This is a genomic window from Paracoccus sp. MA (assembly GCF_020990385.1).
In the GTDB taxonomy this organism is placed as follows: Bacteria; Pseudomonadota; Alphaproteobacteria; order Rhodobacterales; family Rhodobacteraceae; genus Paracoccus.
In genome coordinates this window covers 1,325,702-1,340,037 of the sequence record NZ_CP087598.1, presented here as the reverse complement: position 1 = coordinate 1,340,037, position 14,336 = coordinate 1,325,702, and the positions used below count along the sequence as shown (strand labels likewise).

The 14,336-nt window shown below is 68.3% G+C and carries 13 protein-coding genes; 3 read left to right on the top strand and 10 right to left on the bottom strand.

Annotated elements, in window-relative coordinates; translation table 11 throughout:
- The first annotated feature begins 65 nt into the window (after positions 1-65).
- Positions 66-1,310, top strand: a complete 1,245-nt coding sequence (locus LOS78_RS13735; RefSeq protein ID WP_230377124.1) for an NAD(P)/FAD-dependent oxidoreductase — start codon at positions 66-68, stop codon at positions 1,308-1,310.
- A 7-nt stretch (positions 1,311-1,317) separates the two neighbouring features.
- On the opposite strand, the gene LOS78_RS13730 is transcribed toward LOS78_RS13735, so the two are convergent.
- The 8 genes from LOS78_RS13730 to LOS78_RS13695 form a co-directional block, all read right to left on the bottom strand.
- A complete protein-coding gene (locus LOS78_RS13730; RefSeq protein WP_230377122.1) occupies positions 1,318-1,506 on the bottom strand; it encodes a hypothetical protein in 189 nt (62 codons plus the stop codon).
- A gap of 155 nt (positions 1,507-1,661) precedes the next feature.
- The gene (cbbX, locus tag LOS78_RS13725) at positions 1,662-2,582 is read right to left on the bottom strand and encodes a CbbX protein (protein WP_230377120.1); all 921 of its coding nucleotides are present in this window, start codon (positions 2,580-2,582) and stop codon (positions 1,662-1,664) included.
- Between the two features lie 69 nt (positions 2,583-2,651).
- The gene (locus LOS78_RS13720) at positions 2,652-3,041 is read right to left on the bottom strand and encodes a ribulose bisphosphate carboxylase small subunit (RefSeq protein WP_230377118.1); all 390 of its coding nucleotides are present in this window, start codon (positions 3,039-3,041) and stop codon (positions 2,652-2,654) included.
- Between the two features lie 12 nt (positions 3,042-3,053).
- The gene (locus tag LOS78_RS13715) at positions 3,054-4,517 is read right to left on the bottom strand and encodes a form I ribulose bisphosphate carboxylase large subunit (RefSeq protein WP_028713742.1); all 1,464 of its coding nucleotides are present in this window, start codon (positions 4,515-4,517) and stop codon (positions 3,054-3,056) included.
- Positions 4,518-4,531: 14 nt separating this feature from the next.
- Positions 4,532-5,611 (bottom strand): class II fructose-bisphosphate aldolase, encoded by a 1,080-nt coding sequence (gene fba, locus LOS78_RS13710; protein WP_230377117.1) that lies wholly within the window; start codon positions 5,609-5,611, stop codon positions 4,532-4,534.
- Positions 5,611-7,614, bottom strand: coding sequence for a transketolase (gene tkt, locus LOS78_RS13705; RefSeq protein WP_371824712.1), 2,004 nt, complete (start codon positions 7,612-7,614; stop codon positions 5,611-5,613). The genes fba and tkt overlap by 1 nt, the downstream gene beginning before the upstream one ends.
- 16 nt (positions 7,615-7,630) lie before the next feature.
- Entirely contained in the window at positions 7,631-8,503 is an 873-nt protein-coding gene (locus tag LOS78_RS13700) for a phosphoribulokinase (RefSeq protein WP_230377115.1), read from the bottom strand.
- A 21-nt stretch (positions 8,504-8,524) separates the two neighbouring features.
- Positions 8,525-9,517 carry a class 1 fructose-bisphosphatase gene (locus LOS78_RS13695; protein WP_230377113.1) on the bottom strand — a complete coding sequence of 331 codons (993 nt, stop codon included), beginning with the start codon at positions 9,515-9,517 and terminating at the stop codon, positions 8,525-8,527.
- Positions 9,518-9,612: 95 nt separating this feature from the next.
- Here LOS78_RS13695 and cbbR point away from each other — a divergent pair, with 95 nt between their 5' ends.
- Complete coding sequence (gene cbbR / locus LOS78_RS13690) at positions 9,613-10,542, top strand: LysR family regulator CbbR (RefSeq protein WP_230377112.1); 930 nt, start codon at positions 9,613-9,615, stop codon at positions 10,540-10,542.
- A 49-nt stretch (positions 10,543-10,591) separates the two neighbouring features.
- On the opposite strand, the gene LOS78_RS13685 is transcribed toward cbbR, so the two are convergent.
- Together LOS78_RS13685 and LOS78_RS13680 are read right to left on the bottom strand one after the other, a co-directional pair.
- Positions 10,592-11,926, bottom strand: a complete 1,335-nt coding sequence (locus tag LOS78_RS13685) for an MFS transporter (protein ID WP_230377111.1) — start codon at positions 11,924-11,926, stop codon at positions 10,592-10,594.
- Between the two features lie 149 nt (positions 11,927-12,075).
- Positions 12,076-13,302 (bottom strand): aminopeptidase P family protein, encoded by a 1,227-nt coding sequence (locus tag LOS78_RS13680; protein WP_230377110.1) that lies wholly within the window; start codon positions 13,300-13,302, stop codon positions 12,076-12,078.
- A gap of 121 nt (positions 13,303-13,423) precedes the next feature.
- On the opposite strand from LOS78_RS13680, the gene LOS78_RS13675 reads away from it, so the two are divergent.
- Positions 13,424-14,332, top strand: a complete 909-nt coding sequence (locus LOS78_RS13675; protein ID WP_230377109.1) for a LysR substrate-binding domain-containing protein — start codon at positions 13,424-13,426, stop codon at positions 14,330-14,332.
- Positions 14,333-14,336: the final 4 nt, after the last annotated feature.

Sequence of the window (14,336 nt, the reverse complement as noted above, 5' to 3'; positions counted from 1 at the left end):
AAATGTCAGGTATCGCCTTCCCGGCCGGAGGCAGACTGCACGGCATCGCAGCACAGGAGGCGGGAATGAGGCGCCATGCCGATCTGATCGTGCTGGGGGGCGGACCTGCGGGCGCCGTCTCGGCCTGGCTGGCGGCGCGCGACGGGCTCGACGTGCTGCTGGTCGATCCCGACCGCCAGGCCCCCCGGCTGGAAGGGTTAAGCCCGCGTCTGCATCGCTGGCTGGCCCGGCAGGGGCTGCTGCGCGGCTTTTCCGCGATCCACGGCCCGCTGCGGCGGCAGGTCGATTGGGCCGGGATCAGCGACAGCAATGCCGAACATGTGGTCCTGCGCCACGCGCTCGACGCGCATCTGCGCCGGGCGGCGGCGGCGGCCGGCGCGGTTCCGGTCGTCGCCAGCGGCAGGCCCGAGGCGGGCGGGGCGGTGCTTTCGGACGGCCGGCAGCTGCGCGCGCCGCTGGTAATCGACGCGCGCGGCCGCAAGGCGCCGGCGGCGGGCGGGCGGGCGCCCGCCACGGTGGCGCTCAGCGGCTGGGTCGTGGCCGAGGCGGCGGCGCCCGGCATCCGGCTGGCTGCCTTCGCGGGGGGCTGGCTGTGGCGCGTGGCCCTGCCGGACGGCCGGATCTGGGCGCAGGCGCTGCTGGACGCCGCCGGCCCGGGTAGCCCCGAGGAGCGGCTGCGCGCCGCCATTGCCGAGGCCGAGCCCGGGCTCGAAGCCGTTCCGGCCGGCGCGGTGCTGGCCCGCGAGGCTGCGCCGCGCCTGCCGGCCCCGGTCTCGGATCTGTCGCTGCTGCGTGTCGGCGACGCCTTCGCCGCCATGGACCCGCTGTCCGGGCATGGCCAGTTCTGGGCGGTCTCCAGCGCGCTCGCGGTCGCCGCCGTCCGCCGCACCCTGGCCGCGAGGCCGGGATCCGAGGCGCTCTGCCGCCGCTTCCTGAACCGCCGCGCCTTCGAGACGAGCCTGCACCAGATGCGCGTCGGCCGCGACTTCCTGCGCGCCGAGACCCGCTTCGGCGCAGCCCCCTTCTGGTCGGCACGGCACGCCTTTCCCGACGACCGGCCGCTGGCGGTGCCGGCCGTGCCGCGGATCGCGCCGGGCATCGTCATCGAGAACGGGCTGCTGGCGCGGCGCGAACTGCTCCGCACCCCGCGCTCGCCCGGCGGCATCGGCTGGTTCGGCGCCATTCCCGCGGCCGAAGTCTGGCGGCGCTGGCAGCAGGGCGGCGCGCCGGCGCTGCGGGCGCGCTGGGGCGAGGCGGCCCCGACCCTGGCCCGCCGCCTTCAGGCCGAGATCGGCCCCGAGCCCGCCTGAGCCGCGGTCAGGGCCCGCCGCCGGCGAGGCCGGTGCGGGAACCGTCGCGGCCGCCGGGATCATGCGGATGCCGGTCGGCCTCGGCCGGGAAGGGCAGGTCGAAAGGGGCATGGCAAAGCGGACAGCGGCGTGCGGCGGCGCGCGGCACGTGCCGGCCGCATTGCGGGCAGACCATGGGCAGGGCGGATCGGGTCATCCCGATACCCGGCTGCAAAGGCAAGCCCCGGCGCGGCCATGCCCGCCATCGTCGCACCCGCGCGCCCGAAAGAACCCGCCCGCCGGATCGCACCGGGTCGCATAATCGCCATAACCAAACTGTTTCACTGTTCAACCTGCTCAAAAAAGGAAGCGTCATCGTCCGCGACGCTCCCCGTCGAGGTCGAGCCCGCCCGAGAACACCCGGCTCGCGCGGATATCCGCCGCGGTGATGGTCGAGAGCGCCCGCGCATCGACCGGCGCGTCGCCGGAGAACAGCCGGTTGGCCTGCCGCAGCCGCGCCCGGTCCAGCGCATTGCGGATCGAACGGGCATTGGCGAAATGCGGCTGGTCGCGGCGCAGGCGGATATATTCCTCCATCGCCAGCCGCCCGCCCTCGTCGAAGCCGTAGCCCTGCGCCTCCAGCATCGAGGCCGAGATCCGCCCCAATTCCTCGTCCGTATAGTCGGGAAACTCGATGTGATGGGCGATGCGCGACCGGAAACCCGGATTGGCCGAGAAGAAGCGGTCCATCCGCTCGGCATAGCCGGCCATGATCACCACCAGGTCGTCGCGGTTGTTCTCCATCACCTGCAGCAGGATCTCGATCGCCTCCTGGCCATAGTCGCGCTCGTTGTCGGGCTTGTAGAGGTAATAGGCCTCGTCGATGAACAGAACGCCGCCCATGGCCTTCTTCAGCACCTCCTTGGTCTTGGGGGCGGTATGGCCGATATATTGCCCGACCAGGTCGTCGCGGGTGACGCTGACCAGATGGCCCTTGCGCACATAGCCCAGGCGGTGCAGCAGCCCGGCCATCTTCAGCGCCACCGTGGTCTTGCCGGTGCCGGGATTGCCGGTAAAGCTCATGTGCAGCGTGGGCGTCTCATGGGCCAGTCCCAGCTCGCGCCGCGCCCGGTCCACCAGCAGCAGCGCCGCCGTCTCGCGGATCCTCTGCTTGACCGGCGTCAGCCCGATCAGCTCGCGGTCCAGCTCGTCCAGGATCTCGCGCACGCCCGAGGATTCATATTCGGCCTTCAGATCGACCGTGGCGGTCTTCTCGCCCATATCGCCATCCATAAGGCTTTCTCCGTTTTCCAAATACCCCCGGGGGTCCGGGGGCAGGCAGCCCCCGGCCCGGCAGCGCCCTCAGCCGACCAGCTCATGCGTATAGCGGATATGCCGGCCGTCGGCTTCCATCCGCCAGGTCCTGAAGCTCGGCTCCGATTTCGGCCGGTTGACGATGAAGGACATCATCACCGTCTCCCATCCCCGGGTGCTGTCGAAGGCGTTGATGCGGATATAGCTGTCGCCATGCGCCTTGCGGCACTCGTCCAACTCCATCATCACGCCCTTGGCGTCCCGAAGGTCGAACATCGGATTGCCCCACATCTCCCAATAGGTATTGCGGGGATGCGGCTCGTCGGTGAACTCGATCCCGACCGCCCAATCCCTCGACAGGATATATTCCACCTGGTCGCGGATCTGATTGTCGTCCAGATCCGGCAGGAAGGAAAAGCAGCCCTGAGTGATACGCATTTTCTCTCTCCCTTAGCTGACGGACGCGGTCGGAACGAAATCCGAGGTGTCGGTCGAGGTATAGTTGAAGGTGATGTTGCCCCAGGTATCCAGCGCCGCCTCCAGCGGCTTGCACCACTTGGCGGCGCGGCGCAGGACCTCGGGGCCCTCGGTTGCGATATCGACGCCCTCGTTGCGGGCCAGGACCATGGCTTCCAGCGCCACGCGGTTCGCGGTCGCGCCGGCCTGGATGCCCATCGGGTGGCCGATGGTGCCGCCGCCGAATTGCAGCACCACGTCGTCGCCGAACAGGTCCAGCAGCTGGTGCATCTGCCCGGCATGGATGCCGCCCGAGGCGACGGGCATCACCTTCTTCAGGTTGCCCCAGTCCTGCTCGAAGAAGATGCCGCGCGGCAGGTCCACTTCGTTCACCATCTCGCGGCAGACGTTGTAATAGCCCTGCACGGTCAGCGGATCGCCTTCCAGCTTGCCGACGGCGGTGCCGCAATGCAGGTGGTCGACGCCCGCCATGCGCAGCCATTTGGCGATGACGCGGAAGCTGATGCCGTGGTTCTTCTGCCGGGTATAGGTGCCGTGCCCGGCGCGGTGCATGTGCAGGATCATGTCGTTCTGCCGGCACCAGTTGCTGATCGACTGGATCGCGGTCCAGCCGACGATCAGGTCCACCATGACGATGACCGAGCCGAGTTCCTTGGCCAGTTCGGCGCGGCGATACATCTCCTCCATGGTGCCGGCGGTGATGTTGAGGTAATGGCCCTTGACCTCGCCGGTGGCGGCCGTGGCCTTGTTCACCGCTTCCATGCAGTAAAGGAAGCGGTCGCGCCAATGCATGAAGGGCTGCGAGTTGATGTTCTCGTCGTCCTTCATGAAGTCGAGCCCGCCCTTCAGCCCCTCATAGACCACGCGGCCGTAGTTCTTGCCCGACAGTCCCAGCTTGGGCTTGGTGGTGGCGCCCAGCAGGGGGCGGCCGAACTTGTCCAGCCGCTCGCGTTCGACCACGATGCCGGTGGGCGGGCCGGCAAAGGTCTTCATATAGGCGACCGGAAAGCGCATGTCCTCCAGCCGGGCGGCCAGCAGCGGCTTGAAGCTGAACACGTTGCCGATGATCGAGGCGGTGACATTCGCGATCGAGCCTTCCTCGAACAGGATCAGGTCATAGGCGACATAGCAGAAATACTGCCCCGGCTGGCCCGGCACCGGCTCGACCTTATAGGCCTTGGCGCGATACTGGTCGCAGGCGGTCAGCCGGTCGGTCCAGACCACGGTCCAGGTCGCGGTCGAGCTTTCGCCGGCCACCGCCGCCGCCGCCTCGATCGGGTCCACGCCATCCTGCGGGGTGATGCGGAACAAGGCCAGCACATCGGTGTCCTTGGGCTGGTAGTCGCCGTCCCAATAGCCCATCTGGGCGTATTTCAGCACCCCGGCGGCATAGCGCTTCTTCTTGTCGGTGATCTCGGACTTGCTCAATTCGTTCATCGGGCTTCCTCCTCTCAGGCGGCTTTCGCGCCGGTGATTGCCGGGTCCAGAGCCCCCGACGCATAGCGTTTGGCCATCTCGTCCATCGGGACGACCTTGATCGTGCCGGCATGGCCGGCGGTGCCGAAACGCTCGAAACGGTCGCGGCAGAGCGCGGTCAGTTCCTGCATCGCCGGGATCAGGAATTTCCGCGGGTCGAATTCCTCGGGGCGCTCGCGGGCGACCTTGCGGAAATGCCCGGTCATCGCCATGCGGCAATCGGTGTCGATGTTGACCTTGCGCACGCCGTGGCGGATGCCGCGTTCGATCTCCTCGACCGGGACGCCGTAGGTCTGGGGCATCTCGCCGCCCGCCTTGTTGATCAGATCCTGCAGGTATTGCGGCACCGAGCTGGAGCCGTGCATGACCAGATGCGTGCCGGGCAGCCGTTCATGGATCGCCTCGATCACATGCATGGCCAGGATGTCGCCATCCGGCTGGCGGCTGAACTTATAGGCGCCGTGGCTGGTGCCGCAGGCGATGGCCAGCGCGTCGCAGCGGGTGCGGGCGACGAAATCCACCGCCTGGTCCGGGTCGGTCAGAAGCTGGCTGTGGTCCAGCTTGCCCTCGGCGCCCGAGCCGTCCTCGGCCGCTGCCTCGCCCGTTTCCAGCGAGCCCAGCACGCCCAGCTCGCCCTCGACCGAGGCGCCGACGGCATGGGCGGCCTCGGAGACCTTGGCCGTCACCGCGACGTTATAGTCGTAATCGGCGGGCGTCTTCATGTCCTCATGCAGCGAGCCGTCCATCATCACGCTGGTGAAGCCGTGGCGGATCGCCGACATGCAGGTCGCGAGATTGTTGCCATGGTCCTGGTGCAGGCAGATCGGGATGGCCGGGTTCATCTCGGCCAGCGCCTCGACCATGCGCCGCAGCATGATGTCACCGGCATAGGAGCGGGCGCCGCGGCTGGCCTGCAGGATCACCGGCGCATCGACCTCGGCCGCGGCCTTCACGATGGCCAGGCCCTGTTCCATGTTGTTGATGTTGAAGGCGGGCACGCCGTAGCCATGCTCGGCGGCGTGGTCCAGAAGCTGTCGCAGCGTGATGAGGGCCATCACTTTCCTCCCTGGATAAGCTGGTTGGCAAGATCGGCGGCACGTTCGGCGGTGATGCCGAAATGCCGGTAGAGCGCCGGGGCAGGGGCCGAGGCGCCAAAGCCCGCCATGCCGATGAAGCCGTCGCCGGGGCGCAGGATCAGCCCGTCCCAGCCCTGGCGGATCAGCGCCTCGATGCCGATGCGCGGGGCACGGCCCAGCACGGCCTCGCGCTCGGCCTGCGGGCGTTCGGCGAACAGCTCGAAGCAGGGGGCCGAGACGACGGCGGCGCGCACGCCCTGCGCGGCCAGCAGGTCGGCGGCCTCCAGCGCGATCTCGACCTCCGAGCCGGTGGCGATCAGCGTCACGTCGCGCGCGCCCTCGGTCTCGCGCAGGACATAGGCGCCCTGCCGGGTCAGGTTCTCGTCGTCGGGTTCCAGCCGCACGGCGGGCAGGTTCTGGCGCGAGAGGCAGAGGACCGAGGGCGTGGCAGGCGCTGTCAGCGCGATCTCCCAGGCCTCTGCGGTCTCGACCGCGTCGGCGGGGCGGAACACCATCAGGTTCGGGATCGCCCGCAGCGCCGCGACATGCTCGACCGGCTGGTGGGTCGGGCCGTCCTCGCCCAGCCCGATGCTGTCATGGGTCATCACATGGACCACCGGCACCCCCATCAGCGCCCCCAGCCGGATCGCGGGCCGGGAATAGTCGGAAAAGGCCAGGAAGGTGCCGCCATAGGGGATGAGCCCGCCATGAAGGGCGATGCCGTTCATGATCGCGGCCATGCCGTGTTCGCGAATGCCGTAATGGATATAGCGGCCCAGCCGCTCGGTGGGCGTAACCGCGACCATGCCCTTGCTGCGGGTGTTGTTCGAGCCGGTCAGGTCGGCCGAGCCGCCCACCGTGTTCGGCAGGGTGGCGTTCACGACCTCCAGCGCCATTTCCGACGCCTTGCGGGTCGCGACCTTCGGCCGGTCGGCGGCCAGTTTCGCGCTATGGTCGCGGATGGCGCTGCGCAGCGCCGCAGCATCGGGCGCGGCCAGCATGGCAGAGAAAGCGGGCTTGAGAGGGGATAGATCAAGCCGTTCCTGCCAGGCCGACCGCGCCGCTGCCCCTCGCGCGGAGACAGAGCGCCAGGAGTCCAGGATGTCCTGCGGGATTTCGAAGGGTTCGTGCGGCCAGTCCAGATGCGCGCGGGCCGCCGCGATCTCGTCGGCGCCCAGCGGCGCGCCATGCACGTCGTGGCTGCCCTGCTTGTTCGGCGCGCCGTAGCCGATCACCGTCCTGCAGGCGATGAGCGAGGGGCGCTCGTCGGCCCGCGCGGCCTCGATGGCGGTGGCCACCGCCTCGCGGTCATGGCCGTCCACCGCCTGCACATGCCAGCCCGCGGCGGCAAAGCGCGCCGGCTGGTCGGTCGAGGTCGAAAGCCCGGTGCCGCCGTCGATGGTGATGCCGTTATCGTCCCACAGCACGATCAGCCGGCCCAGCCGCTGGTGGCCGGCAAAGTCGATGGCCTCGTGGCTGATGCCCTCCATCAGGCAGCCGTCGCCGCAGATGACATAGGTCCGGTGGTCCACCAGGTCGTCGCCGAATCGGGCGTTCATCATCCGCTCGGCCAGCGCCATGCCGACGGCGGTGGCGAGCCCCTGGCCCAGCGGACCGGTGGTGGTCTCGATGCCCTTGGCATGGCCGTATTCGGGATGGCCGGCGGTGCGCGCGCCCAGCTGGCGGAAATTCCGCAGCTGGTCCATGTCCATGTCGTCATAGCCCAGCATGTGGTTGATCGCATAGACCAGCATCGAGCCATGCCCGGCCGACATCACGAAACGGTCGCGGTCGGGCCAGGCGGCATCCGCCGGGTCGATGCTGATGAAGCGGTTGAACAGCACCGTGGCCACGTCCGCCATGCCCATGGGCGCGCCGGGATGGCCGGATTTCGCCGCCTCGACCGCATCCATCGCCAGCGCGCGGATGGCATTGGCCATGGCGGCCTCTTGTCCGGTGTCGATGCGCTGCATCTGGTTCATTGGCTTCGTTCCTCCCTCAGGCGCGTTTCGAGTCGCCGACCAGACGCAGGATCATCGGCGTCAGGATCAGCTGCATGGCGAGGTCCATCTTCGGCCCCGGAATGACGATGGAATTGGCGCGGCTCATCCACGAGCCCTGGATCATCGAGGTCAGATAGGGAAAATCGATGCCGCGCGGGTTCCTGAAGCGGATGACGACCAGGCTTTCGTCCGGCGTCGGGATCCAGCGGGCGATGAAAGGGTTCGAGGTATCGACCACCGGCACGCGCTGGAAGTTGATGTCGGTCTGGGTGAATTGCGGGCAGATCACATGCGCATAGGCATGCATGCGGCGCAGGATCACATCGGTCACGGCCTCGGTCGAATAGCCCCGGCTGGCCTTGTCGCGGTGGATCTTCTGGATCCATTCCAGGTTGATGACCGGCACCACGCCGATCTTCAGGTCGGCCTGCCCGGCGATGTCGATGCCGTCGGTCCTGACCGCGCCATGCAGCCCCTCGTAGAACAGCAGGTCCGAATCCGGGGCGAAATCCTCCCATGCGGTGAAATTGCCGGGGGGGACGCCATAGCGTTCGGCCTCGCGCTCGTCATGGACGTAATGCCGGGTCTGGCCGGTGCCGGTCTCGCCATAGTGGCGAAAGACCTGTTCCAGCCGCTCCAGCTCGTTGGCCTCCAGGCTGAAATGGCTGAAGGTATGGTCGCCCGCCTCGGTCCGCCGCGCCAGCTCGGCCTTCATCGCGGCGCGGTCGTAGCGGTGGAAGGCGTCGCCCTCGATGCTGACGGCGGTGATCCTCTCGCGGCGGAAGATCTGGTCGAAGGTGTTCTTGATCGTGGTGGTGCCGGCGCCCGACGAGCCGGTGACAGAGATGATCGGGTGCTTCTTGCTCATGGTGTCCCCCGGTTTTCCAGATCAGGCCCGGAACAGGCCGCGATTGCCGAACAGCGCCGAGATCTCGGTTTCGGGCAGTTCGTGATAGGCGGCGATGCGCGCGACCTTCTCGGCCGAGCCGAAGACGAAGGGCGTGCGCTGGTGCAGCGTCCCGGCGCCCTGGTCGAGGATCGCGGTGCAGCCGTCGGTGGCGCCGCCCCCGGCCTGTTCGATCAGAAAGGCGATGGGCGCGCATTCGTAGAGCATGCGCAGCCGGCCCCGCTCATAGCCCTTGCGGGTGTCGGAGGGATACAGGAACACCCCGCCCCGGATCAGGATGCGATGGGTCTCGGCCACCAGAGAGGCGATCCAGCGCATGTTGAAATTCCGCTCGCGCGGGCCGTCGCAGCCGGCCAGGCAATCGTCGATATAGGCCCGGATCGGCTTCGGCCAGTGCCGGTAGTTCGAGGCGTTGATGGCGAATTCGAAGGCGCATTCCGGCAGGTCCTGCCGGGCCGCGACCAGCCGGAACCCGCCGCTGTCGGGATCCAGCGCATAATGCTGCACGCCGTCGCCGAAACTGACCATCATCGCGCAGCGCGGCCCGTAGATGATGTAGCCGGCGGCGATCTGCTGGCGGGCCGGGCGCAGGAAACTGGCCTCGGCCGTGGCCTCGGCCGGGTAGATCGAGAAGATGGTGCCGATCGAGACATTGGTGTCGATGTTCGACGAGCCGTCCAGCGGGTCGATGGCCACCGCCAGCCGGCCCTCGGGGGCCAGCGCGACCGCCTCCTGCTGTTCCTCCGAGGCGAGCCAGCGCACCCCGGTTCCGGTCAGCGCCTGCCGGAACAGGTCGTCGGCGATCACGTCCAGCGCCTTCTGGCCGTCGCCGTCCGCATTGGTGCCGACCGGTGCGGCCAGATCGCCGCCCCGGCGAATGATCTGCGCAAGCCGCGCGCCGGCGGCGGCGATGGCCTGCAGCGCGGGGCGCAGCTCCTGGGGAATCCGGTCGGTCTGGATGGTCTTGGCGGTCATCGGCGCTTCTCCTCGCACGCGTCCCGCCTTCTTGTTGACATGTCCTCGTTTTAAGGAACATTTAATAATGCAAAAATGATTTTCGGAATTTTTGAATGGCCCGCCTCGATGCCGTCACCCTTCGCCAGCTGCGTGCGCTGCGCGCCGTCATCGACAGCGGCTCGCTGACCGGGGCGGCGGGCAGCCTAGGGCTGAGCCCGCCGGCGGTCCACAGCCAGCTGCGCGCGCTGGAGGACCTGACGGGCGCCCCCATGGTGATCCGGGGCGAGCACGGCGCCTTTCTGGCCACCGAAGAGGGGCGCGCGGTGCTGGAGGCCGAGGCGCAGATCGCCGTGGCGCTGGAGACCTGCGCGCGCCGGGTGGCGGCGCTGCAAAGCGGCCATACCGGCAACGTCTCGCTGGGGGTGGTCTCGACCGGGAAATATTTCGCGCCGCGGCTGGTCGCCGACCTGCGCCGGGCGCTGCCCGAGGTCGAGGTGACGCTGCGCATCGGCAATCGCGACACGGTGATCCAGTGGCTGGGCTCGCGCGCGCTGGATCTGGCGATCATGGGTCGGCCGCCGCGCAGCCCGGCGGTGCTGGCCGAGCTTGTCGGCCCGCATCCGCATATCATCGTGGCGCCGCCCGATCACCCTCTGGCCGCCGCCGATCCCGCCCTGCCGCAGGATCTGCTGGCCGAGACCTATCTGGCGCGCGAGCCGGGCTCGGGCACGCGCATCCTGATGACGCGCTTCCTGGACCGGATCGGCGACGGCACGCCCTGGCGCATGGTCGAGATGGGCACGAACGAGACCATCAAGCAGGCGGTGATCGCCGGGCTGGGGATCGCGCTGATCTCGCAGCATACCGTCACCGAAGAGCTGCGCTCGGGCCGGCTGGTGGCGCTGAAGGCGGTCGGGCTGCCGATCCAGCGCAGCTGGTTCCTGCTGCGGCGCGAGGACATGGCGCTGTCGCCGGCGGCGCAGCGCGTGCATGACCATGTCCTGGCACTGAACGGGGCCTTCCTGCCGGCGGTGGACGCGTAAGGGCCGGCCGCGGGCGACATGCCTGCGGCCGGCCCTTCGGGCGGGGCGGTCAGTCCTCCAGCGGCTTGCCGGCGGTCTCGCGCGCCATCAGCATGGCGACCAGCGCCAGCCCGGCGGCGCCGACCAGATACCAGGCCGGGGCCAGCTTGCTGCCCGTGGCGCTGATCAGCGAGGTCGCGACGAAGGGCGCGGTGCCGCCGAACAGCGCGTTCGCGGCGTTGAAGCTGAAGGCGAAGCCGGAATAGCGGACCCGGGTCGGGAAGATTTCGGACAGGAAGCAGGGCAGGGTGCCGTCGTTGACGGTCAGAAGCGCCCCGAAGGCGATCTGGATCAGCACGATGGTGGCGAAGCTGGCGCCGTCGAGCATGCTGAACAGCGGCACGGTCAGGCCGATGAACAGCACCGAGGCGGTGATCAGCGCCGTCTTGCGCCCCAGCCGGTCCGACAGCATGCCCATCAGGAAGATCAGGAAGATATAGCTGGCCAGCGAGATGCTGGTGGCCAGGAAGGCCTGGGCCTTGCCCATGCCCATCTCGGTCGAGAGATAGGTGGGCATGTAGCTGAGGATCAGGTAGAAGCCCACGGCGTTGAGGCAGGTGACGCCGAAGGCGATGGCGATCTGCCGGCGATGGTTGCGAAACAGCTCGCGCACCGGCGTGGCCTCGACGTGATGGGTCTTTTCCAGCTCGCGGAATTTCGGCGTGTCCTCCAGCCGCAGCCGGATATAGAGGCCAATGAAGCCCAGCGGCAGCGCCAGCAGAAAGGGAATGCGCCAGCCATAGCTTTGCATCTGCGCCTCGGTGAGCAGCGCGAACAGCCCCGCCGACATCAGCGAGCCGGCCAGCAGCCCCGCGGCGGTCGAAGCCGGCACGATGCTGGTATAGAGCCCGCGGCGATGGGTCGGCGAATATTCGGCGATGAACGAGGTCGCGCCGGCATATTCGCCCGCCGCCGAAAAGCCCTGCACCATCCGCACCACCAGCAGCAGCACCGGCGCCAGCATGCCGATCTGGTGATAGGACGGCAGCAGCGCGATGACCGTGGTGGCGCCCGACATGATCAGGATCGACCAGGACAGCGCGGTGCGCCGGCCGACCCGGTCGCCGATCGCGCCCCAGATGATGCCGCCGACCGGGCGGATGATGAAGGAGATGGCAAAGACGGCGAAGGTCGCCAGCAATGCGCTGGTCGGCGCGATCTCGGGGAAGAAGGCATGGGCGATGACAGTGGCGAAATAGCCGTATGAGGCATAGTCGAACCATTCGACGAAATTGCCGACGAAGCTGGCGCCCAGCACCTTCTTCACCACATCGGGCGAGACCTCGGCGCCTTGCGCCGCGTCCTGCGGCAGTTCGGCCGCCGAGGCGAGCATTGGATTGGACATTGGCAACCCTCCCTTGGGTGTCCTTGCCGGCCTCCTCTGCCGGCAATGGTCGTTCGGCCCGGCCCGCGGGGGATGCGGGCCGGCGACGGGCGTCTGGGGGATGATCGGCATTCGGCCTGCCCGCCGGGCGGTCCGGCGGGCGGCGGGCGTCAGGCGGCCTGGGCCTTGCCCTTGACGATCAGGTGCTCGGGTCCATAGGGGAAGCCGGTGATGTTGCGGTTGCCGGCCTCCTCGATCACCAGGATGTCATGCTCGCGATAGCCGCCGGCACCGGGCATGCCCTCGGGGATGGTGATCATCGGCTCCATCGAGACGACCATGCCGGGCTCCAGCACCGTGTCGCAATCCTCGCGCAGTTCCAGCCCCGCCTCGCGGCCGTAATAGTGGCAGAGCACCCCGAAGCTGTGGCCATAGCCGAAGCTGCGATATTGCAGCAGGTTCTCGGCCGCATACATCTCGTTGAGTTCGGCGGCGATCTCCGAGCATTTCTTGCCCGGCACCAGCAATTCCTTGCCGCGGTCGTGGACCTTGCAGTTGAATTCCCACAGCCGGATATGCGCGTCGCTGGCATGTTCAGCGAACAGCGTGCGCTCCAGCGCGACGTAATAGCCGGCGACCATCGGGAAGCAGTTCAGCGACAGGATGTCGCCGGCTTCGATCTTGCGGCTGGTGACGGGGTTGTGGGCGCCGTCGGTGTTCACGCCGGACTGGAACCAGGTCCAGCTGTCCAGCAGTTCGGCATGGGGCCAGGTTTTCGCGATCTCGCGCACCATGGCGGCGGTCGAGTGCAGCGCCACCTCGTGCTCGGGCACGCCCACGGCGGTCGCCTCGACGCAGGCGGCGCCGCCCAGATCGGCGATGCGGGCCATCTCGGTGATATGGGCGATCTCCTCGGCCGACTTGACCATGCGCAGCCGCATGGCGGGGGCGGCGATGTCGACGAACGCGACGCCGGGGAATTCGGCTTTCAGCAGGGCCAGCAGGTCGATGTTCACATGGTCGAACTCGATGCCGATGCGCTTGGCGCTGCCGGCGAGCTGGCGGAGGGCATGAAAATAATTGTCCTTCTGCCAGTCGGTATAGGTGATGTTGCCGCCGAAGCTGCGCCGCCAGGGCTGACCGCCGTCGATGCCGGCGCTGATGGTGGTCGCCTTGCCGTGGTCGATCACCAGCCCGTAGCGGCGACCGAACTGGCAATAAAGGAAATCCGCGTAATAATTGATGTTGTGATACGAGGTGAACAGCGCCGCATCGACGCCTGCCTGCGCCATATGGGCGCGGATCGCGTCCTGGCGGCGCTGCATCTCGGTGGCCGAGAAGGTCGGGGCCGCTTTCTCGCCATTGCCGACGAAACTCTGAAGCCTGTCGCGTTGCATGGGGTTCCTTTCGTCATTCCGGGGGTTCGGATGGCGGCAGGATCGGGCCGGGAGGGGCTCTTGTCAAAAGACGGTTTCTCATGCTTCACTTGAGAAAATCTCAAATGGTTCCGGAACGCCCATGTCGCTTCTGCCGCTGAACGCCCTGCGCGCCTTCGAGGCGGTGGCCCGGCTGAAAAGCTTCAAGGAGGCGGCGAAGGCGCTGTTCGTCACCCAGTCGGCGGTCAGCCATCAGGTCCGCCATCTTGAGGAATTCCTGGGCGTGGCGCTGTTCGACCGCTCGGGGCCGCGGCCGCGCATCCTGCCCCGCGGGCAGGAGCTGGCGCGCACCCTCAGCCTGTCGCTGGCCGAGATCGAGGCCGCCTGCAGGCGGGTGCGCAGCGCCGGCCAGGCGCAGCCGCTGGTGATCGCCGCCATCCCCTCGGTGGCGATCTGCTGGCTGATCCCGCGGCTCTCGCGCTTTCGGCAGGCGCATCCCGAGGTGGCGCTGCGGGTGGTCTATGCCATGCACGGGCAGGAGATCGACTTCCGCAGCACGCATTTCGCCTTCGTCTTTTCAGAGGGGCCGCCGGCCGTGCCGGGGGTGCGGGTGCTGGGCTTCATGCCGGGGGAAAGCGCGCCGGTCTGCAACCCCTCGCTGCTGCCCGCCTTGGGAAAGGCGCCGCCCTCGGCGGCCGGGATCAAGGCGGCGGGCCTTCTGCACGATACCGACACCTCCGCCTGGCGGGCCTGGCTGTCGCGGGCGGGCGACGGGATCGCACCGGACGAGGCCGGGCCGGTCTTCGAGGATTTCAACCTGCTGCGCGCCGCCGCCCTGGCCGGGCAGGGCGTGGCGCTTTGCCCGCTGGCGATGATCCGCGACGACCTGGACAGCGGCCGGCTGGTGCAGCTTTCGTCGGTCACCGTTCTGGAGAATTTCGGCTATTACCTGCTCGCCAGCGATCCGCAGCCCGCCGATCTGGCCGAAAACGCCCTGGCCTTTCAGGACTGGGCGTTTCGGGAACGCGACGCGGGGCCCGCGGACGCCTGATCCC